16 protein-coding genes are annotated in these 21,204 nt (G+C 41.5%); 5 read left to right on the top strand and 11 right to left on the bottom strand.

The window, feature by feature from the left end:
- Positions 1–70: 70 nt before the first annotated feature.
- The gene (locus tag ACW689_RS03350; RefSeq protein ID WP_476288486.1) at positions 71–1,192 is read right to left on the bottom strand and encodes a TonB-dependent receptor plug domain-containing protein; all 1,122 of its coding nucleotides are present in this window, start codon (positions 1,190–1,192) and stop codon (positions 71–73) included.
- Between the two features lie 265 nt (positions 1,193–1,457).
- Between ACW689_RS03350 and ACW689_RS03345 the strand changes: the two genes are divergently transcribed.
- Positions 1,458–1,586 (top strand): hypothetical protein, encoded by a 129-nt coding sequence (locus tag ACW689_RS03345; protein ID WP_476288485.1) that lies wholly within the window; start codon positions 1,458–1,460, stop codon positions 1,584–1,586.
- Positions 1,587–1,647: 61 nt separating this feature from the next.
- Here the strand turns inward: ACW689_RS03345 and ACW689_RS03340 are convergent, their stop codons facing one another.
- Positions 1,648–4,248: a TonB-dependent receptor gene (locus ACW689_RS03340; protein ID WP_476288484.1), complete on the bottom strand. Its 2,601-nt coding sequence runs from the start codon at positions 4,246–4,248 to the stop codon at positions 1,648–1,650.
- Positions 4,249–4,347: 99 nt separating this feature from the next.
- Here ACW689_RS03340 and ACW689_RS03335 point away from each other — a divergent pair, with 99 nt between their 5' ends.
- Entirely contained in the window at positions 4,348–6,447 is a 2,100-nt protein-coding gene (locus tag ACW689_RS03335) for a winged helix-turn-helix domain-containing protein (protein ID WP_476288483.1), read from the top strand.
- Positions 6,448–6,452: 5 nt separating this feature from the next.
- On the opposite strand, the gene ACW689_RS03330 is transcribed toward ACW689_RS03335, so the two are convergent.
- Positions 6,453–7,811, bottom strand: coding sequence for a TonB family protein (locus tag ACW689_RS03330; protein WP_476288482.1), 1,359 nt, complete (start codon positions 7,809–7,811; stop codon positions 6,453–6,455).
- A 310-nt stretch (positions 7,812–8,121) separates the two neighbouring features.
- Positions 8,122–10,701: a TonB-dependent receptor gene (locus ACW689_RS03325; RefSeq protein ID WP_476288481.1), complete on the bottom strand. Its 2,580-nt coding sequence runs from the start codon at positions 10,699–10,701 to the stop codon at positions 8,122–8,124.
- Positions 10,702–11,106: 405 nt separating this feature from the next.
- Between ACW689_RS03325 and ACW689_RS03320 the strand changes: the two genes are divergently transcribed.
- The gene (locus tag ACW689_RS03320) at positions 11,107–11,355 is read left to right on the top strand and encodes a hypothetical protein (protein ID WP_476288480.1); all 249 of its coding nucleotides are present in this window, start codon (positions 11,107–11,109) and stop codon (positions 11,353–11,355) included.
- Positions 11,356–11,465: 110 nt separating this feature from the next.
- On the opposite strand, the gene ACW689_RS03315 is transcribed toward ACW689_RS03320, so the two are convergent.
- Positions 11,466–11,918, bottom strand: a complete 453-nt coding sequence (locus ACW689_RS03315) for a hypothetical protein (protein ID WP_476288479.1) — start codon at positions 11,916–11,918, stop codon at positions 11,466–11,468.
- A 554-nt stretch (positions 11,919–12,472) separates the two neighbouring features.
- Between ACW689_RS03315 and ACW689_RS03310 the strand changes: the two genes are divergently transcribed.
- Entirely contained in the window at positions 12,473–13,933 is a 1,461-nt protein-coding gene (locus tag ACW689_RS03310; RefSeq protein ID WP_476288478.1) for a hypothetical protein, read from the top strand.
- Between the two features lie 105 nt (positions 13,934–14,038).
- Here ACW689_RS03310 and ACW689_RS03305 read toward each other — a convergent pair whose 3' ends face one another.
- Both ACW689_RS03305 and ACW689_RS03300 read right to left on the bottom strand, forming a co-directional pair.
- Positions 14,039–15,907 (bottom strand): winged helix-turn-helix domain-containing protein, encoded by a 1,869-nt coding sequence (locus ACW689_RS03305; RefSeq protein ID WP_476288477.1) that lies wholly within the window; start codon positions 15,905–15,907, stop codon positions 14,039–14,041.
- 171 nt (positions 15,908–16,078) lie between these two features.
- A complete protein-coding gene (locus ACW689_RS03300; RefSeq protein WP_476288476.1) occupies positions 16,079–17,164 on the bottom strand; it encodes an MBL fold metallo-hydrolase in 1,086 nt (361 codons plus the stop codon).
- 125 nt (positions 17,165–17,289) lie between these two features.
- On the opposite strand from ACW689_RS03300, the gene ACW689_RS03295 reads away from it, so the two are divergent.
- A complete protein-coding gene (locus ACW689_RS03295; protein WP_476288475.1) occupies positions 17,290–17,538 on the top strand; it encodes a DUF3297 family protein in 249 nt (82 codons plus the stop codon).
- Between the two features lie 36 nt (positions 17,539–17,574).
- Here the strand turns inward: ACW689_RS03295 and ACW689_RS03290 are convergent, their stop codons facing one another.
- From ACW689_RS03290 to ACW689_RS03275, 4 genes are all read right to left on the bottom strand, one after another.
- On the bottom strand, positions 17,575–18,108 hold the full coding sequence (locus ACW689_RS03290) for a GrpB family protein (RefSeq protein WP_476288474.1): 534 nt from the start codon (positions 18,106–18,108) through the stop codon (positions 17,575–17,577).
- Positions 18,109–18,180: 72 nt separating this feature from the next.
- The gene (locus ACW689_RS03285; RefSeq protein WP_476288473.1) at positions 18,181–19,410 is read right to left on the bottom strand and encodes a sensor histidine kinase; all 1,230 of its coding nucleotides are present in this window, start codon (positions 19,408–19,410) and stop codon (positions 18,181–18,183) included.
- The gene (locus tag ACW689_RS03280; RefSeq protein ID WP_476288472.1) at positions 19,398–20,102 is read right to left on the bottom strand and encodes a response regulator transcription factor; all 705 of its coding nucleotides are present in this window, start codon (positions 20,100–20,102) and stop codon (positions 19,398–19,400) included. The genes ACW689_RS03285 and ACW689_RS03280 overlap by 13 nt, the downstream gene beginning before the upstream one ends.
- Before the next feature lie 45 nt (positions 20,103–20,147).
- Complete coding sequence (locus tag ACW689_RS03275; RefSeq protein ID WP_476288471.1) at positions 20,148–20,981, bottom strand: MipA/OmpV family protein; 834 nt, start codon at positions 20,979–20,981, stop codon at positions 20,148–20,150.
- Between the last annotated feature and the right edge of the window lie 223 nt (positions 20,982–21,204).

Here is a 21,204-nt window from a genome sequence, read left to right as displayed (position 1 = left end):
CATCATTTAAATGGTAGCTCAACCCAAATCTCGGAATAAAGTCGGCTTGATCATCAATATTGTTGATCAGTTATATGGAGGTTACATACTGCCCACCCAGTTTCACACTCAATTTCGGTGTGACATCGTATTTAAGTTGCCCGTAGATGCTGGCATAGCGCTCTTTGGCATCTGGAATGGTGCTAGCACCGTACACACGACGATGCTCATGAGTGCTACCAATCAATAATGTGGCATCATCACTAAGTTGGCCCGTTAGGTTAAATTCAAGGAGCCGAATGTTCAAAGGCGAGCGAATGCGTATCAAACTATCTGCAACACCATTACTGCTCCATTCCATTGTTTTTTTGATATTGGTGTAATGGCTATCAAGCTGCCAATTATGATTAAGCTGATACTGATAACTTAAGTTGGTAAGGGTAGTCGGATGACGTTTTGACCAAGGAATATATCGCGCTTCTGGACCATCCCAAAAATTGGCAAACTTATCCTGTACGTTTCTGAAATGAGAAAAAGAGAGTCCTTGATAGTCTAAATTGACATGAATTGTTTTATCTTCTTGAAACGCTTTTTTACTGTATGTTGCATGCGTGATTGGATCGGTGGTTTTAGCATCCCAACCTTCTGTATCGGTATAAAGTAGGTGTATTGCGGCTTTAAATTCATTGTGTTGGTATAGGTAACTACCATCAAGCTGTTGCGTGGCAAAACTACCCCATGTGATATTTTGCTGTGCTTCCCAACCATTCTCGGATGGTTTGCGGGTAATGATGTTAAATACGCCTTGATAAGCGTTGGTGCCATATAGCACAGAACCTGGTCCACGAATGTATTCTATGCGTTCAATTGATGAAAGTGGCACGGAAGTGTAGAGGCTGTGTGCACCTGATAAGTTTCCAAAAGGCCTGCCATTAATCAGTCCGAGGTGTTGCAATAAGCCTGTCCAAGGTTTACTTCCTCTGGTGGTGATCGCGGTAAGTACACCATAATTGCTATTTACAGACGCGATACGTTCAAGTACTTCATATAGGTTTTGCGCGCCAAACAGCGCAATTTGCTGGCGAGAAATGACGGAAATACTGGCGTTGGTATTACGCAGTGACTCGGCTTGTTTTGAAGCGGTTGTTATTTGCATGTTCAATAAATCTTCCAAAGACAGCTCAAAAAGTGCATCGGCGTTATCATCAGCCAACGCACAATTGCAAAGTAGCGTGGTAAACAGTAGGGAGTAGGATGGAAGCCTTAAGGAATTGAACATGTGGATTAATATAAAAAATAAGATGCTTAGACAAAGGTAGCAGAGAATATAGAGGCTTCAACGTCTTACAAGCGTGTTTAATATTCAATGACAAAGCATTTTACATATTGTGCATACTTTTTATGCGGACTATGAACTTATTCATATGTACCTAAGTTAGATTTTTTAAGGGTTTTTAAACTAACGATAAGGAAATAAGATGAAATCAAAAATCAGCCAATCAAAACTCATTGATATGAAGCAATTAAAAAAAGTCTGTGCGGGTTCAGGTAGTGGAGATGGTTTACAACCGCTAAATTCTGGTGGGTCAGGCGGTCAGCCTCGCTAGCAGCACGTGGGAATGACTGCATTCCTCCACAGTAATGTTGTCTAGGGCTGCGAAAGCAGCCCTAAAACTGATACCTTAACCCCGCGTAATAACGCCTGCCATTTAAATAAAGCCCAGTTGGCGCATATTCATTTCTGTCAAAGGTATAGACCTGTTCATTGGTCATATTAATTAGCTCAAACTGAGCATTGATTTGGTTAGTCAGTTTGAATGTAAAGCTGCCATCCAGTTGCCCATAATCGTCCATCATGGTTTCGCCCACACCGGTGGCAAATCGAGTGCGGTAGTTATAACTTAAACGCGTACTAATTAAATGATTCTCATAGTAAGCGGTTAGGTTGGTGCTGTGTTTTGATGTGCCGGGCACTTTGTTTTTTAAATGGCTGGTGGCGTGATCACGCTCACCATCAACAAAGGTATAATTGGCGATAATACCAAATCCGTAAGCGAGGGCTTGTTGATAGCTAAGCTCGATACCTCTAATGCTACCACCCGCGCCATTATTGGGTCTGTCGATAGACATTAAAATACCTTCGTGATGCTCTAATTTGCGCTCAAATTCAATGAATGACTCAACATCTTTGTTAAAAACCGCAATAGAAGCAAGGCCTGCATCGGCAAAATACCATTCTAAACTGGCATCGAATTGAGCGGCACGATAGGGGTCTAGATTGGCATTACCACCTTGCCCTTGTGCTTGCGTGACGTTGTAGTTGGTTGATGGCATTAAGTGGTGAAATTGTGCCCGAGACATAACCCTTGCCATGGCAAAGCGGCCGACGAGCTCATCATTAATATCAATCTTAACGTTGGCGCTGGGTAGAATATCTGTATAGCCTCTTGATTCTCTTAGCCACTTGTAACTGTCGGGCGATTCAATGGGCGAGGCGATACGTTTAAATGCGCTAGAATCTTGATTAGTTCTAACTACACGTACACCGATGTTCGCGGCAAATTGTGTTCCTGATAATTGTAATTGACCATAGCTTGCCCAAGTTTGTTCACTGATATTAAAACGGCTCGCTTTTTCAACTTGTTGTTTGAAGTCCAACTTATCAAAATCACGGGCAAGTATATTGAAGTCAGCAAAGCTGTATTGCTTTAAGGTTTGTTCATTGCCAATACCGTCTAAGTAGTTCTTTACAAAAGGTGCTGGGTAGTCTGCCAGTGTTGAGCCAAGTTGACCTGCAAGGCCGTCCAGTCCTGCATTTACTGAACGGTGACGAACAAAATCTCGTTGGTGATCTTTAAGTTTGATACCAAATTTAACGCTTTCAATCTTTTTATAGTTAAGATCGGCAGTAAAATCAGCTTGCGCAAAGTAGGCTTTGTCTTCTCCATTTTGGCTGTCATTTCTGGCTTGCGTCAGAAGCCAACGGTTTGCTTCTAAAGGGGACGTTGCGTAGTTGGCTATGATGTTACGTTTGTGGGAGGTATTGACGTAAAACTCAGTATTGGCCGAAAATTGCGAGGTTATGTCTGACTTTGTGCCGCCATCACCCTGACTAACACCAGCTTGAAATTGACTCGACCAATAGATGCCATCGTATGTTAAATCAAGGTGCACGCTGTTGGTACTAAGCTGAGAGTCACGCCAAATGGCTTCCATACTGGTATTAAAGGCGCTCTTGGCTTTTAGATACTGAGCACTGACGAGGGTATTATCTCGCACACTTAAATTGTTTATGGCCCCACCTAAATCAATAGACTTTGCGCTTTGCCATAAAAAATTTTGATTGGTGTTATCAGCATCAAGGCGCGAATAAAGTAAGTGAGTATTGAGTCGCCAGCGTGGTGCAAGCTGAAAAGCACCATCAAATGTATAGGCTTGCAATTCTCTTTTTTGTTGGAATACCGCTGAGCCACCGCCACCTGGAAACCATAGTGTTTGATGCGGATTGTTATCAGCTTGAGGCGTTGCAAACCAGTCTCCGTTATCACTTTGGTAGAGCGTTCTGTCATGCCAACCCCAAGATTCTAAACCATCTCTTCGAAGGCTGCGTTCTCGCCGAGTCGCTGTAAATAGCAAGGCGTAATTGCCGTTGTTGCCATGGTAGTTATAAATGGCGGAAAGCTGTGGATCGAGTTTGTCACTTAGATCGTTATACTGCAGCTCGCCAGTTACCACACCGTAGCCGGGTGGGGTTAGCAGTGGATCGCGCGTTTCGATATTAATTGCCCCACCTAAGGACCCTTCATCTTGGGATGCTTGTGGCGTTTTAAACACCTCTAAACGGGAAACGATTTCGCTGGGTAATAAGGTAAAATTAAAACCTCTGCTAGGCAGGCTTGAAATCCACCAGTCGGCAGAAGCGAGATATTGGCCGTTTAAATAGGTCCTATTTTGTTCTGGCGTTGTGCCTCTAACCCCGATGCGCTCTCCTTCACCTTGTGCTCTGGATAAAGAAATACCCGTAATACGTTGTAACGCTTCAGCAACATTTTTGTCTGGAAACTTGCCTATATCTTCAGCACTGATAGTATCGGATACTTGTTGCGTGTGGCGTTTAATGCTGAGAGACTTGACAACGCTGTCACTAAAGGCGCGAATTTCTATACGTTCAAGTGTATTTTCTGTACTTTGGTTTTGCTCAGTAGCAAAACAAGAGTTCGTAATAACAATTGCGCTACAAGAAATTGTTCTAAATAGAAGTTTTGACATACTGTTCAACTTAAAATACACGCTAGTTACCTTTAGTTGATACTCATAATACGCTTTTATTACAAGCCTAACCACAGTTAGACACAGTTTTAATTATTGATGGTTGAGAATCTAAGTAATCGCTTTTTAATCAATGAAATAGTTGTCGATTTGGACAATTTATCATTGCAAGTTGATGGACAAGCTAGAAGCATCGAAGCGAAGCATGCAGCCTTGCTGCGTCTGTTGATTTTCAATAAAGGGCGGGTGGTGACGCGAGAAGAAATACTCGACTCCATTTGGCCGGGTGTTGTGGTGAGCGATAATTCCGTCAGTCAACTAGTAACACAGCTTCGTCGCTTGTTAGACGATAGCTCCTCCACACCCCAAATTATAAAAACGGTGCCTCGCTTGGGCTATCAGTGTATTGCTCAGGTTGAAAATGCGCCGACCTTGTTAGAAAAGGTCGAGCAATTGTCACGAGGTCGGGGTTTGCAGTTCGCTTTGTTGGGCTTTCTAAGTGGATTCGCGATAACGTTGATGAGTGTCATAGCCATAAATTACTGGCAAAGCCATTCAGAATTTAAATATTTAAGTGCAACACGGGCGACGTCTTCTCCAGGGGCTGAAGTATTTATTCGTTTTTCTCCCAATGGCAAGTATTTGGTTTACAGTTATCTGGCTGAAGGAGCAGACCAATTTGATTTAGCTGTGTATGACATCGAAACCAAAGTGACTCACACAGTCAAAAGTAGCGGTTATAGTGAAGAGTCTGCGAGCTGGTCGGCGGACGGTAAGTGGTTAATTTACTCCCGCTCTGATCCGGTATCTTGTGAGGTACGTGTATTAAACACCGAAGGCCCAATTGAAACTTGGCGTTTAGCCAAAGATTGGGTGTTAGATAGTTGTAATAGTGCACAAGACTCCGCGCCATGGCTTGAATATCAAGCTGGCCGTTTTGTAACAAAAGCATGGGACAAGCACGGATCTTATTTGCAGTCAGTGCAGTTATCTTTTGAACAGGATATGCCGCGTATTATCGATAAGAAAAAGTTGCCGTTAAGAGGCATCATGCATTATCACATCAGCCACAATAACTTGCTTTACCAAACACAAGAACAAGGCGTATATCAAGTCAGCCTCAATAAGTTAGAGCAAGCTGATATGTTTGCGAAAAAAATTTCAAAACAAAGCTATGCGGCGATAAGTCAAGGTTACCTAGAAAATACCGCTATGGTTGCAGGGCAGCACGTTGCCTTGTTGCAAGGTGATAATGAACAAGTGTTTTATGAAGGTTATGGCTCAATCTCTGAATTAGACGTCAGTCCCAAAAAACGTATATCGGCACATACTGAGGGGGTGGCGGAAGTGAACTTTTTTGAACTTGACCTCACTCAATCAGAACCAAGCACGCAAAAGCAGCTAACGTCGCCTGCAAGAATGGATGTAGTGGCGACACTATCGCACGATGGCAGTCACTTCGTATATGCTTCTGTTAATACCAATAATATGTCAGCTCACCAATATGAGCTATGGCATAAACCCGCTTTTCGTCCTACTTCTAGCTTACTTGGCGTGCTACCTACAGGTGAAATTCCGACGCTTTTGATGATGTCGCCTAATCATGACTTTTTAGCCGTTTTGTCAAAATCGGAAAAAGTATTTTTGGTTAGCGCGTTTACAAAAGAAGTAAAAAAAGTGATTGATGGTTTTGACCAAGTCGCCAATATTTATTGGGCGGAGGATGGCAAGACGCTGTTTTACACAGCCAAGGTGATAAGTGATGATGATTGGCAAAATTGGCGATTTGATTTATCACAAGGGCGGAGTGAGCAAGTCGAGCTGAGTACGCACCAACTGGTGAAAGATTTGGTCATGCAAAACGCGAGTTTTACAGAGTATGAATCTCGTATACAAGAAATGCTGGTATCTGCACTGGCAAATCAATTTGATGTAGAGCAGCTGCGCGTTTCTATAGCCTTATACCAACCCGCAGTTTATCAGCATGGGATCTATTTCGTTCTTAAAAATGGCCATCAACTTGTTCTTTATCGTTATATTCATAGTGAACATCGGGCGCAAAGGGTACAGTCTATCGGGCTAAACCTATACTCTGGGATGACACAGTTACAGGTCTTGGCTAGTTTAGATGGACAGAAGGTCATTTTTAATCGAGTTAACAACGTAGAAAGTGACATTGTGTTACTGGAATATGAGTAGTTTGACTAATCTGAATCGCTTTTTACAGTTTCATTTGTTTTATTCAATGCATTTAAGAAAGTACTAATTTCTTGGGTGTTCCAGTTTCTTGCTTTAGCAGAGTTCAGTGCTTGGGTGGCAAGCGTTTTAGCTTGCTCGTTAGACGGTGCAAGTTTTGCGGAAAGAAACAGCAAATGTGGGTGCTTTGCGTCTACTTGCAATCCTTTTTCAAGCCAGATAGTTGCCTGTGACAAGCGTTTAGTATCTGAAAAGTGCGTATTCACTAGGGCGATAATTGAACGTAAATGACCCTCAGAAGCGGATTCTTCAAGAAGCTTAATGGCTTTAGCGCGTGATACTGTGTTGTTTTTTTCAAGCAACACAGTGGCAAGCCGGTATTTTGCCACATTGATTGTCTCAGAGGCGTGCTCTAGCCATAACGTTGCTAAAGTGTTCGCTTGCGTGTTGAGTAGTCGATTTGCGATACGATACTGAGCGAGCGGTGAGCCGTTTTTAGCTGCGGCGAGTAAAAGATCATTGGCAGGGTACTCAGAGCGCCAGTGGTAGCGTAAGAGTTGATAAGCATTGTAATCTTTCATGCTGAGCCAATTGGCTATTTTATATTGCACCTGTGCAATACCTTGCTCTGCCGCACTGATACTTTGTTTAAGCTCAGATTCGTAACTCTTTTTTTGTGTTGCGAGTGTTTCTTTGTATTGTTTACCTTTATAGGTGGTGAAGTGATAAATCAAAGTATGGTTTTGTTTTTGGCCGCTATAGCGCCATTTTTCCACTGCGTTCAGTAAGCTGGCGGTAAAAACGTGTTTTGGATAACTATCTATCACTTCAATATTGGTTGCTTTACCACTGCCATCCACGTCAAATTCTAGCCAGACCCATCCTTCAATGCCTTGACGTACTGCTTCTTGCGGGTAGTCAGGTTGCACATCGTGTATTTTTGTTAGAACAGAGGGACTCGGTTTATGAGCAAGCAAGCTTAGGGTGGGAGTTAAGGCATAGGTTGCTTGCAATTGCGCTTTTCGTGCTTTGAGGGCCGCTTTTAATTGTTTGGGCGAGCTTGATTGCTGAAATACAAGGTGTGCAGTTTGTGACGCTTCTTCGATACCGAATTCGCTCGCCAGCGATAACCAAATAAAGGCGTCAGTGATGCTTTTTTCGATGCCCTGACCATACAGGTGCATAACGCCTAAGTTAAACATGGCATCCGCATTGCCAAACTGAGCAAGGCGCTTAAATTGTTGATAAGCAGTGGTGAAATCTTCATTTTGATAAGCAAGAGTCGCGCTATACAAGTCTGCACGAGCAAAGGGGCTTAGACTAACGAGTAAGAAACAAATAAGCCGTGTAATGAGGTTATTTAGCATTTTGTAATGGCTCATCCTGTGGCTTGTATCGTTTTGAATATGATGGAGTTAGGGGGTTATATAACCATACTATCAGCAGAATTAAAACAATACATGTGCCATTTAACTGTGTCCTTACACAGGCGCGCATTTGTGTGTGTAGGCAAAATGAAGAAAGCTGATAGCAATGGCTACCAGCTTTGAGCACTCCGGGCAGGGAGTGCATTAAGTCGAACCTGTGTTAGCACGGATGCGACTTAAAGCTGTGTGATGACACGTTCACTTTTGTCAAAATCTACATAATTAAAGACTCTGAGCTTACGAGAAAGTTTCAGAAATTAAATCTAATACCTGCACTGTAACGCCTTCCATCCGCATAGACACTTGTAAGTGCTTGTTCGACGCCTTCTTTTTGATAGCTGAATATGTGCTCGTCAGTCAGGTTGATGGCTTCAATAACCAATGCGATGTGTTCATTGTAATTGTAGGTGAAGTTTGCATCTACTTGACCATAATCGTCGATGTAGCCAGGCCAATCGCGCCCAGTGTCATATCCGGTTCTGAAGTTGTATGAAATGCGCGTGCTAATGAATTCATTTTCATAGTAAGTGCTCACATTGATAGTGTGCTCAGAGTTACCAGGAATCGTAATATCATTGCCTTCGTTGTCTTTGGCTTCGCCATCGACATACGTGTAGTTGGCGGCCACGCCAAAGCCTTCATACAGTTCTTGTTGATAACCAAATTCTAGCCCTTGAATACGACCCGCCTTACCATTAACTGGGCGACTTATCAGGATCTCTTTACCTTCATGAACTTCAAGTGCTGGTTGGCTTTCTATAAATGATTGAATGTCTTTGTAGAAAAATACTGCTGAGAATAAGCCTGCATCACTGAAATACCATTCAATCCCAGCGTCAAACTGCGTTGCTCGATGCGGGTCGATATTTGGGTTACCACCCGTGCCAGTTTGCGTTTCAAGGTTATATGATGTGGATGCGGTCATATCGGCATAATCTGGACGAGATATGACTCGTGCAGCGGAAAAACGCATGAGTAAGTCGTCATCTAAATCAATCGCTAAGTTGACGCTTGGCAATACATCAAAATAGTCTTTTTCTTGCGTTGTCCAGATCTCAGCACCAGATTCTCCAGCATACGCAGAAGAGGTTTGCTTGGTGTTAACTAGGCGAACGCCTAAATTACCGCGTAATCCGTCTGCATCGAGATTGGCTTTGACATAAGCGGCGGTAATTTTCTCATTGATGTCGAAGGTACTGGCTTTGAGTACGCGATAATTCCAGCCCAATGCATCACCTTGCTGGCGGACTTTATTCGAATCTGTGATTGCGTAGCTGCGCGTTGTGCCATTTGAGCCTAGACCAGAGAGGTAATCTGATGGCATTGTTTGCGCGTAATCGGCTAGGTTCCAGTTTAAGTCTGTACGGTTGTCTGTGGTATGTTTGGTATTAAACCGGCTGTGGTCGCGGTATTTTACGCCCATTTTAAGTTGGCTAAAAATGGCGACATCAATCGGCCGTTTAAAATCGGCTTGAAAGTAGGTCTCATCGTCTTTTGCATCATTAGAGTCGTAGCGCAAAAAGCCTAAGTTCCATTTTTTACCATCGTTCGGAGCGGCGCTGTAGCTCGTGCGTATGTCTTCAACGTTTGATGCATCAAAGCTGTGTACATAGTTTCCTACCCAACCTACCGAGCGATCTGCTTGAGAGCCCCCTGTACCTTCTGTGTAACCAACATGATATGACGATGACCATAGTTCGCCTTGATGCTCGACTTTTAAGTCATACGATTTTGTTTTGATTTCAGAATCGCGTATTTTGGTTTCGTCAAGAATATTATTACCATCTGGCGATAACCCCATTGTGCCGCCAACGACTAACTTGCCGACCGAGCTGTGATCAATAATGGTGATATCGCGATATTTTGAGTTGTTATTTTCAGGAAGCCAAAGAAAGTTCTGGTTGGTATTGTTGGCCTCTAATGTTGAATCTAAGGCATTAAATGCGATATCTAAATTGTCATTAGGACGATATTGTAGGGCGAGGTTCACCCCAGTGCGAATTCGCTCTTGTGTAAACATGGCAGAGCCACCGCCGCCAGGACTATAGACTTGTTTGTGTTCTGTACCATCTTCTAAAGTAATATCACGGTATGTCCATGACCATGCCTCAATACCATCTCGGCGCAGGTTGCGCTCTTGTCGTACAACAGAAATGAGTGCACCAAAAGACTCATCGTCTGTTTTGAAGTTATACATGGCTGAGAGCTGCGGGTCGGTCTTACCAGAAATTTCGCTGTGCTGAGCAATGACGGAACCGGCAATTTTATTTGCGTCTAACTCAAGTGGTTTACGTGTACGAACAATAACGGTACCACCAATAGAGCCTTCATCAATGTCTGCTTCGGGTGACTTGTAAACTTCCAGACCGGAAATGATCTCAGAAGGCAGCATGGTATAGTTAAAACCACGGTTGGCGGCTGAGTTGGTCCACCAATCGGCAGAGCCAACGGCTTGACCGTTGAGTAAGGTGCGGTTTTGGCTTTCTCCGGTACCACGGATACTGACTCTCTCACCTTCACCATACTGACGTGTGATAGAGACACCGGTGATACGTTGCAGCGACTCAGCAACGTTTTGATCTGGAAATTTACCAATATCTTCAGCCGTCACCGCATCGACAATTGCATCTGAATATCTTTTGGTATTGAGTGATTTGACGACGCTGCCGCGAATACCTCTTACTTGAATGACTTCTACTTCATTGCTATTTGCATCGCTAGCTTGGCTATTATCCTCAGTGGCGAATGTATACATAGGTGTAATCAGGCTAGAGCTGATTAATGCTTGGCTGATTAGCACAGCGAGCTTTTTCTTTTTATTGCGGAACATGTTATCCCCTTGGGTGCTTAGAAACTTTTGTTGTGATTGACCACGCTAAAAATTAAACACTGCGAAGAGTTGTTAAATCTTGAATTGCTATGAATAGTTGTGATTTGTCTTTTCTCTGTGTTTATAAAGGTTTAAGTATTTGATTTTTAAAAATATAAATTTTATTTTTGGTTTGGTTTTACGCATTAAGTTAATTTTACTTATCACGTGGATAGATTTTTTTGTTTACATTCACAAGTGCAAAGGTTGGATACTTTAGTGAATCAGCAAAAAAGAAAGTGTTTTATTAAGTTGTTAAGCCAACAAATAGAACCGGTTGCCCTTTGGTTCGTTTGAACTTGATGATTCAACCACATGCAAAAAATTGCTATTCTTAGCGTCTTATTTGAATTTAGAGCAAATAACATGATTAACGATAACGACATCATAAATACTCTAGAAGAGCTTGAGTCTTTTTTACGTTTGGTTGAAAACGGTGGTTTGGGTTTGCAAAACGCAGCAGGTGTAGCATTAGCAAAAAACAATAGCGATGGGCGCCCATTCGTTGCTGTTCTTGATGATAATCACCAGTTGCTACTGGGACGCTGGGTAACACAGGAGGTGTTTGATAATGGTAAGGATTTAGTGCGAAATGGGGTGAAAACGTCTCATTAATGGCGCATGGAAAGAGAATAAATATCATATGATGTTTATTCTCTATTTTGATTTACTGGTTTTTACAGTACTCTAACCTTAGTGTGCTAGCTTGCTTTTATTTGGTTTTCCTAGCATCCAGATGTTTCTATAACAGTCGTCACGTCTTTGACATTACCGAGTTTAGCAAAGTTAAAGAGTAGGTAGTTTTTACCTAGTTCAGCTTTAAAGTCAAATAAGTTTAGAGACTTTGGAGTGCGCTCAAATAAAAAAGACCCTTCTGAGCGTGCAAAAATTCGACTTCCATTTAGGTAAACTTCAAGTTGCGTGCCATCACTTTGCTGATACGTACCTGTGTACTGTTGCAACTGCTTTTGTGTGAACGGGTCAGGTGTGGCAAAGTCAGACTCAAGCACTAACGCAATTTCCTCAGATAACCATTTTTTAGATGTTTGATAGCTCTCAAAACTTAAAAAAATGTGTTCAATAACTTCATCTTCAGCGATTTGCTCAGGGGCCATACCTTGTTGATGTAGCGTTGCTATACGGTTGGTGTAATCAATATGTTTTTGTCTAATTGCCAACAGTGTTTTTTTGTCGCTTAAATAAAATTGAGCGTTTTTTGAAGTGTTAGCACTTGAGTGTAAGCTTTCTCATAGCGCATATTTTCATGGGATATGATGGCCGCCCCTCGTTCAGCGAAATAACGGTTAGCATGGTGATTATATGGGTCTGAGTCACTATTGATCACATATTTTCTGGGCTATCAGTAATTTTTTTATTTGTTGTTATCGTTAGATGAAAATCCGTCCAATTAATGCGCTCTTAGCATGGTTATATACAGTTTACAAATCGCTTTAGTTAAAAGGAAATGAACAAGAAAGTATCACCAATAGCTGGAATGTCACTGTTGCGATTCGGGTCAAGTAAGTCTCTTTTATATGATTCTATTGTATTCGATACGATTGAAATGGTGCTTGGTATAATTTTTCTAGATAATATTGGTAAGTTTATTTATTAAAATCAACTAGTTAAATTTATTCATTTTCTATTCTTGGACTAATAGAAGATGAATAAGACTTTTCTTTCTCACGCTAGTTACGCTCACACTTGATTCTAAAATTAAGTGGAGACAAAGATGATAAACAAAATTCCCCCCGTCATTTTCTGGTTTTTAATCCTGCTCAATGTGCTGATGACTTATAGCCACGCAAGTACAAATGACCCCGATGAGCTGATCAAGGAAGTGATTAGTGCTTATGGCGGAAAAACTTTAACGCAAGCTCACAGCTTAAAAATTATCGATCACAACAAGGGGCCTTGGCCCGGAGAAAGTGAAAACCCTGGGTTGCCTGAGATTTGGCGTATTAATGAAGAGCTCACTATTGATTTTAAGCAAAAGCGAAAAAGCTTACTTTCTTATCGAGTACCTAGGACAACTTTGGACCTTGAAAAATGGATTTTTGATGGCGAAGCAGGTTTTAGCTACGACATTTTTCATGAGAAATATGCACGAGAAGACTGGGTGTCTTTCAACATTCTAGGTGGGTCAATTGTGCGTTCTAGTGACACTATGCACGCTAAACACTTGCACAGTGAGTTAAAAGAAGCGACCTATGTGGGTGATGAGTATTTTCGAGGAAAAGTACATCATAAGCTAACCGCTACATTCAACTTTGGTGAAACGTTCACTTATTATATTGATAAGCAAAGCAGTTTAATAAGCAAAGCCCGCTGGCATCACCCTGCGGCTGATTTAATCTACGTATTTTCAAATCATCAAGTTAGTGATGGTTTGCATTACTCGAGTGATATGAACTTTTTTGTGAACGGTAAGCTGCGCCTCACTTCTGTTTTGCGAGGGTTGGAACTGAGTCCAAACTTAGCCGAGGCTTTTAGAAAATTTGATAGCTTTAAGCCTTGGGGTGAAACTTATGATAATCGCGATTTTACAGTAAGGAAAATCGCGAAAGGTGTTTACCAATCTGGTCAAGGCCGCTCCATGACCGTTTTTATAGAACAAAAAGAGCGCTTTATTGCCATAGGTGGCGCAGATGCTCTAAAGGATAATTTTGCACAGATGAAAGAGTTTTCAAATAGCAATAAGCCACTGGGCTATTTTTTGGTTACTCACCACCATAGGGGAAACTTAAACGGACTTAAAAACCCTTTAGAGCTGGGTGCAAAATTAGTTATAGCCAAGGCACATCAAGAAACTGTTGCTGAGTCATTATCGCAACCCCTGTCTGATCAGCAACTTGTGATTATCCAAAACAGAACACCTTTTATGCTTGGCGACTTAACTATTTTTGATATACCAACAGCGCATTCACAGCACTATCTCTTAGCTCATTTGCCAAAGCAGAAAATAGTGATAGCTGAAGAGCACTATGAGACAAATCTAAAAACCGCCAAACCACGCATTTATAAAGATATGAAAATATTCGGTAACGTTTTAAGTGACTTGAACTTAGAAATTGACTACTTAATTGATATTCGCAGTTGGCGGACAATCAAAATGGCAGAATTTACACAGTGGATAGCTGACTTTAAGGAAAAAAGTTGTCCTGCGGGCTATGCAATTTGCGCTAAGGGTTAATTATTAATTAAGAGCGCCGTTGCACTGTGTTTATGCACATTAAAGTAAGAGTAAGTGCCCAAACATGCCAGATAGGAAGTGTCTGGCATGTTAATTAGGTTTGTATTACTGGTTATTTATAGAAACGTGGTTTTCTTGCAGCCACCGCTCATTTGCATTTGTTTCTAGATAAGCGAGATATTCAGCTTGCGCTTTAGGGTTATTATTAGAAAGCCTATACAAGGCAAGTGCTGATTCAATAGCGGTTCTTGTATCGTAATCTATTCTCGCTTGCTCAAAAGCACGCTCATACAACTCAATAGCATCTTGGTTTTTGTCTTGAGCAAGCAATACACCAGATTTTAGAAATAACTTTTTGGCGCTCATAGTGCTTTTGCTAAATAAAGCATTGGCTGCTGTAAAATTATCATTTTCAATATATTGTTTTACCAATAACTCCATGGCGGCATCATGTATCCAGAAGTTATCGGCTGTACGCTGTAACTCCAGTATTCTTTCTAAATAAACGACATAGTTATTTGGTGTTATGGTTTGAGATTGCTTCAAAAAACCTTCTTGCTCTTCATACTGAGAAAATAACGCTAAATGATAATAAACAGCCGAGAGGTTTGAATCGTCTAGCTTGTGTCTGAGTAGCAAAGCTTGTGCTTGATTTAAGTGGTAATATTTTTTGTCATGATTGGATGCTTTTTGCGCTAGTATTGAAGCCAAAATATGTAGCTTGAACTGCATGAGAGGTTGCTTGTTATCTCCTGATTCAAAATGGTTTAGCCCATTATTTAGGGTTTGATACATAACCTCATAGTCCATTTCATCAAAAGCCAACCAAGCTTTGGTTTTTACATATTCAAAATGCAATGGTGCGACTGCAACATGCTTTAGCGCTTTTGACATGGCACTCAAACTATTATGTGATTGTAAATGTTGTCCTCGCATTTTGTAGATTTTGCCGACTAGCCAATGAGCTTCCGCTTTGTAGGGGCTTGCCTCATACATTGAGTCTGAACGAATAAGCTTTTGTAAATAGCTCAGAGCAACATCATCTTGGCCTGCATATTGGTGATACTTTGCAGCTAACAGCATTAAGTCTTTATCGTTGGGCATTTCTTGTCGCATGGAGCTTATTTTACCCCAGTCTAATTTGCTGCTATGAGGTGTGAAAAGCCCCATAGAGTATAACTGCTGTAATCGTTCAGAAATTGCGTTAGGTAGTTCAGTCAGAGACTGAGTTTGAATATAACCTTGCCACTGCAGGGTTTGATTTGATAAACCATAGTGAAAAATTGCGTATTGTTTTGATAGGTATAATTTCCCCCATATGTGCCATTGTTCTGGAGGGGCATTTAATTGCTTCACTGCCAATTGAGGCGTAGAAAAAATTTGACTAATTGATAGCTGGCTTACTTTACTTTTGACAGTGAATTGCGCGCTTTGCGACAGCGCTTTTGTCAATATTTCATTGCCTTGTGATTGATTTTCTACATACTTAGAAATAAGCAGGTTGACTTCAACTTGCTCGTTACTTAGCTTAAATGGTTGAACTATATATACCGTCATTATCAAGGCGAAAAATGCAGCAACCATAATAAAAAAAACTTGTGGCTTCGGAAGTCGCTTGCGCGTTGTTTTTGATGGCAGGGCTTGTTCATTGGTTAAGTTATCGGTTTGCGTAATGACAGGTTGGGTTAAAACCTTTAGCTCCCATTTATAACCCTTTTTTGTAAAGGTTTTTATGGTATCTGCACCCAAAATAGCTCTTAATTGGCTGATGGTTTGAAATACAACTTGTTCAGACACAACTTGGTTGCCCCAAACTGCATTTAAAATCACTTCTTTACTGTGTATTGACTCCGTATCAGATAGGAAAAAATCAAGCATGGCAGCCTGATTTCTTTTTAGTGGGATTAACTCTTCAGCCTTATACAATAACTGTTTTTCAGTATCATATCGAAAGTTTTCAAAATATAAGTACATGCTCTGTTCAAAAAAGTGTTTAGTAAAAAATGCCTACAAGCGGAATCATTTTATTAAACCGTCTTTCCCTAATTTGAGCAACAAAATCTGGGAAGTCTAAATTTATAAGGCCCATATCACTCTCATTGAACAGGCCTTAATGACTCAATTTTTTATGATGTTTTGTCTTGGTTAGAATTGAATGCTTTCGCCTTCATTCATCACATGCAAAGGCACCTTGGAATCCATTTTTTTATACATATGCAACAAGCGGAACAACGCTGAATGTGAAGTGCGGTCACCCATTTTCCAACTTGAATTGCCGTAGCCCCATGGGATCATCGTTTTGCACCCTAGCTCATTGGCAGCGGTGAGCGCGTCTTCGGGTGTGGTATGTACTTGGCGATACCAATCAGGGTATTGCTCACTAAAATAAGAGGCGATGGGTAAAAGGCAAATATCCATGTTTCCGTACTTGGCAGCGATATCTTTAAAATGCGGTGAGTAGCCGGTATCACCTGCAAAGAATAGTTTTTTACCTTGATATTCCAATACCCAACCACCCCATAAAGTGGCGTTATTATCTTCATATAAAAACGGCACCCATAGGCGGTTGCTAAAATGGTGCGCGGGTACGAAATGAGCGGTAACTTCACCCACTTGTTTACTGGCATACCAAGCCATCTCGGTGACTTTGTAGCCATTGTTAGGAAAGTGCTCGGCAAAACCAAGAGGTGCCAAATACTGGGTTTGGCTACCAATCGTTGCAATGTCATCTTTATTAAAATGATCGTAATGGATGTGAGAGTACATCACGGCATCTGTTTTTTGCAGTTCCAGCGCTGTCAGTGAGGCAGGTGGCTGGCGATTAAAACCTTCTTTTAACCGAAACGCCCAATTCACAGGCCAATCGAACTGCTCAGAAACAGGGTCAAATAGAAATTGCTGACCGTTTTCGGTCGTAATTTTGAAGCTAGCGTGGCCGTACCATTGCACATTAAACCCTGTGTTGAGGAAAAGTTGAGGATGAGGGCCTGTGTATTGGCAATCTTCCATATCTGCTTTACACGCAATTTCCTTCGTCGGTGGGTAGCAGTGAGCGTCACAGGTTATGGGGTAATCTTTAATGTCGCGATACAGATTTGTATATCTATCTTCATATCCCGCAGTGCTTGCATGCTTAACTACGGATGACTTGGGCGTTAATTTTTCTACATCGTTGCTACTGCATCCTGCCAACGCCAAGGTCAGCGCGCATAGCCATGGTAATTTATTCATTGTTTATCCTGTTATGATTGTGCCTCAAAGTGTAACAATAATAAAAATAACGATGCAATCTGCGCTTGAGCGTTTTATCACTATTCCCTACAATAGCCGCACTTAATTTTGATAAGAAAGACATTATGACAGACACAACTTCAAGACCAGACATTCCAGATCAGTTGTCTATTAATCCACGTAGCCGCTTTTACAATGAAGAAGTGTTGAAACACGAAATTGGTGTTCGCATTAACGGTAAAGAGCGTAATGATGTTGAGGAGTATTGTATCAGCGAAGGTTGGATCAAAGTGGCGTCTCCAAAAGCGCTTGACCGTCGCGGTCAACCATTACTGTTAAAAACAAAAGGCACGGTCGAAGTTTTCTATCGTTAATTTTGTGTGGAGCAGACGCCTGTTTGCTCCATCTGTTCAGATATAGTTCTTAGCCGCTTTCCACGCTAACGCTTTCGCTTCATACTCTTTCACAAAGCTATCTTTATACTCACAATACACATCAATATCATGGTTGCACATTGCTGCGCCTTGTTGCTTTAGCAAGCCGTATTCAGTTGCCACTTTTGGATGGGCGATGAGATAGTCTCTAAAGGCAAGATGTCTTTTGGCGGCGTGGGAGCCATGCAAAAAAGCATGAATTTGGTGGGTTCTTTGCTCGTCACCTTTTTGAAAATAGCGCCTGCCAGCTATCCCGTATTCACCTTTTGCAACATAGCCTATCAACGCCATCTGATGATTATCATCATCGAGTGCGTCTAGGCAATTCACTTCAATTAAAATATCAATAATGGGCTTTGCACATAACCCTTTTACAGAGGTGCTGCCGATATGGTGAATGGCGATGATGTTTTTCATATTCAACATGCATTCTAATTCGGCTTTTTCTTTGGCAAACATATCATTCCAATTGGGCTGATACTCACTAATTGTGATAACTCTAGAAGCCATTTTATTCTCGCAGGTAATAAAGCAATAGCTTATCGCACTTTTAACTAAGCGAGCATCTTAATTTCTTTGTTTTTATGCTTTTACGTGTTCACTAAATAAAACAGTAGATGAAAAGTCTGTTTCGGTTTGCTGAAAGTCAAAGTGCCAATTCTGTTGCTCGTAAACTCTTTTTACAATCATAATGCCTAATCCGAAGCTAGGTTCATTTGCTGGCAGGTGATTATCATGCGCCCGTTTATTGTTAATGTGACAGTACCCCGCACAGATTGTGATATTGATAGTGTCGACTGAACCATGCTGGATGGCGTTTTTTATTAAATTATTGAGCACCATTTCTAGTTGCGCTTTGGGGTAGGTATGCTCGTTTAACTGTTTGGATGCAACCTTGATAAATTGTTTTTTTAACTTCGCTTTTTCTTGCCACAGCTCAACAACACCGTCTATTGCGTCAACGAGGCTAATATATTCACAATGCGTGTGATTTTGCTCTCTGGCTAAGTTGAGCAGGGTATCTATCACTTCCTCCATATTGGCTGTAGCACGCTCAAGCCGAGCAAGAGGTTTGCTTAAAGGGTCGCTTGTTTTAACCTGTAGCCTTAATAGTTCAATGGCACCTTTACTCACCATAACAGGGGTACGCAGTTCATGGCTGGCAAACTGGCTGAACTCTTTTTCTCGTTGAATAAACTCTGATAGGCGTTTGCTGTACTGCGTGATGGTTCTATTGAGCAGGCCAATTTCATTGTCTTGCAGTGGTGGCAGTATTAGAGGGGCGTTTGGTGTTTTTGTATGCGCAGATAGGGCCCTTATCAATTGATACATTGGCGTAAGGGAGCGTTTTAATATAGTGCGCATAAACAGGAGCGTGCATAGCATTAAAATTAAAAAACTTACGAAGATGGTATGCAGTAGCTGTCGCTCAATACTTTCGTCTAGTTCAAGTTCATGCACATTGTAAAATAGGTAGGCATTTCCTGTATCTCTCGCAATAACCGCATAGTGATAGTCTAATTCACCAGGGGGCTCAAGTTCATAAATACCAGGCTCAGTTGCGCTAACGTATTGAGCAATTTGGGGGTCAATGCTTTCTTTATTTAGGTAGAGTTTATAGGCTGTGGGGAGTGCTATGTCATTTCTTGATAAATCTAAGTACTTTAATTGCGCGGCGAGTTGCGCCTCGAAGATATAGTCTTCGGTCATCTTACTTGCAGCAAAGATCATGACTAAACTAATGGCAATGAGTGTGCAAAAGCTGACTATAAAAGCAAGCTTGACTCGCTGACTTAAATTTAGGTTGCGCATAATTGTTCATGCTCTTTAATGACGAGTTGATATCCACGCCCATGGCGAGATTCAATAACGACTTGGCTGGTGCATTGAGACAAGGATTTACGTAAGTTATAAATATGACTGCGTAAAATATCATTGTCAGGTACTTCATTAGGCCACAGGGTATGTTGTAGTTGATGTTTAGGTACTAGATCTGGAAATTGCTGAGTTAACTGCCACATAATTTTGAATGTAGTTGGGTTGAGGTTCAGTATGTTATTGTCGATCTCTGCTTTTTGCTGCTTTTGATCGAGAGTTATGTTGTGTAGCGTCAATAAATGGTTATAACGCTTGCGGTGACGTCTTATCAACGCGTTCATACGCGCATATAATTCAGGCATCGCGAACGGCTTGATGATGTAGTCATCAGCGCCACTGTCAAATCCAAGCAATTTATCGTCTAAGGTATCTTTTGCCGTCAGCACAATGATTGGAATATCCAGTAAATGCTGTTCTCTGAGGGTTTTTGTTGTGCTAAGCCCATCGAGCTTAGGCATCATAATATCCATGATAATAATGTCATAATTGTTAGTCGTAATAAGCTGTATAGCCATTTGCCCATCGTAAGCAAAATCTACAATATGGCCATGTAACATTAGGTAATCACTGATGTTTTCAGCGATGTCTATATTGTCTTCTACGAGTAGAATGCTTAGTGGACCCATGACTACCTCAGCTTACTTTTACGTGTCAATATCATACGTTAGTTTCTAAAATTTATACACAATAGTCAGGCCCGCTTCAATTTCAGTATCACTGCCTGCTTTAATTAAAGGGCTATTTGACACTTTGCCACTGTATTTTTCATAATCAGCCGAGATATTGATTAACCAACTAGGATTGGGGAGGTACAATACACTTAGTCCGATCCCGTAAGACTTGACGCCTGACGACAATTGATAAGCTGAGTATTTAGTTGTATTTGCTTGTTTGTCGGTGATCCCAAATTCAGTTTGCATATGGTCGCTATTTGCAAAGCTCACATCGGCATTGAACTCCAAAGTGTAGAAATCGTCTTGTATTAATTTGTAGTGCATAGTTACAAATCCGACATGTCCTTTATCGGGTTTACCACTTAGGTAAGTTTGTCCATAAAGGCCCAGATTTAGTCGGCTATTTATATGCCAGTTTAAGCCACCACCGAGTTCTAAAGCACTCTCAATGTTGCCCATACCTGCTAGCGTGTTATCTGTGGCGTCGCTCATATCTCGCCCCTCTTCATGGTTAAGCCAAGTTAGGGTGGTTATATTTTCACTTGCTTGATAGAACAACTTATTGCTAAGCAGATTAGATTGAAACTCCCATTTTTTGGCTCGATAGGCGGCTTCCACATAAAGGTCAGGCTCAGTAGCTTGTTTCTTTGAGCCATGATATTGCGCCTCAACTTCTGCGCCAATACCGGCGGCAAAACGCCAACCGAGCTGCTGATCAATGTATGCGGTGGGGCCTGCAATTTGGATTGGTAGTTTGGATAAATTCAGCTGCTCTGCTTGTGTACTGAATACACATAGCGCAGCAGCAAGGCTGATATAGTTAGGCTTCATGGTGCTTTTCCATCTTAGTGAATGATAGGTTTAAGGTAACGCTTTAAATGTCACTGAATTGTCAATGCAGCATCAGAGTCACTGTCTTTTTAGATATTTTGTGTAGGCTGTTAGAAAAGCAATAACAGTGCTTATGGCGAGCTAGTCTGGGCTTTGGGATTGCTGCTCGTGTTGTTTGCTAGTGGCAAACTCAATGCTGATACAGGCACAAAAGGGAAGATGC

This window comes from Pseudoalteromonas sp. ABE4_541 (assembly GCF_056312285.1).
The sequence above is the reverse complement of the archived record's forward strand: the minus strand, read 5'-3'. Positions and strand labels throughout refer to the sequence as shown.

Excerpts from the sequence above, each read along its gene's own strand:
- ACW689_RS03345 (WP_476288485.1), top strand. The coding sequence starts at position 1,458 with ATGAAATCAAAAATCAGCCAATCAAAACTCATTGATATGAAGCAATTA.
- ACW689_RS03300 (WP_476288476.1), bottom strand. The coding sequence starts at position 17,164 with ATGAATAAATTACCATGGCTATGCGCGCTGACCTTGGCGTTGGCAGGA.
- ACW689_RS03320 (WP_476288480.1), top strand. The coding sequence starts at position 11,107 with ATGATTAACGATAACGACATCATAAATACTCTAGAAGAGCTTGAGTCT.
- ACW689_RS03275 (WP_476288471.1), bottom strand. The coding sequence starts at position 20,981 with ATGAAGCCTAACTATATCAGCCTTGCTGCTGCGCTATGTGTATTCAGT.
- ACW689_RS03335 (WP_476288483.1), top strand. The coding sequence starts at position 4,348 with ATGGTTGAGAATCTAAGTAATCGCTTTTTAATCAATGAAATAGTTGTC.
- ACW689_RS03330 (WP_476288482.1), bottom strand. The coding sequence starts at position 7,811 with ATGCTAAATAACCTCATTACACGGCTTATTTGTTTCTTACTCGTTAGT.
- ACW689_RS03340 (WP_476288484.1), bottom strand. The coding sequence starts at position 4,248 with ATGTCAAAACTTCTATTTAGAACAATTTCTTGTAGCGCAATTGTTATT.
- ACW689_RS03310 (WP_476288478.1), top strand. The coding sequence starts at position 12,473 with ATGATAAACAAAATTCCCCCCGTCATTTTCTGGTTTTTAATCCTGCTC.
- ACW689_RS03295 (WP_476288475.1), top strand. The coding sequence starts at position 17,290 with ATGACAGACACAACTTCAAGACCAGACATTCCAGATCAGTTGTCTATT.
- ACW689_RS03290 (WP_476288474.1), bottom strand. The coding sequence starts at position 18,108 with ATGGCTTCTAGAGTTATCACAATTAGTGAGTATCAGCCCAATTGGAAT.
- ACW689_RS03280 (WP_476288472.1), bottom strand. The coding sequence starts at position 20,102 with ATGGGTCCACTAAGCATTCTACTCGTAGAAGACAATATAGACATCGCT.
- ACW689_RS03305 (WP_476288477.1), bottom strand. The coding sequence starts at position 15,907 with ATGTACTTATATTTTGAAAACTTTCGATATGATACTGAAAAACAGTTA.
- ACW689_RS03285 (WP_476288473.1), bottom strand. The coding sequence starts at position 19,410 with ATGCGCAACCTAAATTTAAGTCAGCGAGTCAAGCTTGCTTTTATAGTC.
- ACW689_RS03325 (WP_476288481.1), bottom strand. The coding sequence starts at position 10,701 with ATGTTCCGCAATAAAAAGAAAAAGCTCGCTGTGCTAATCAGCCAAGCA.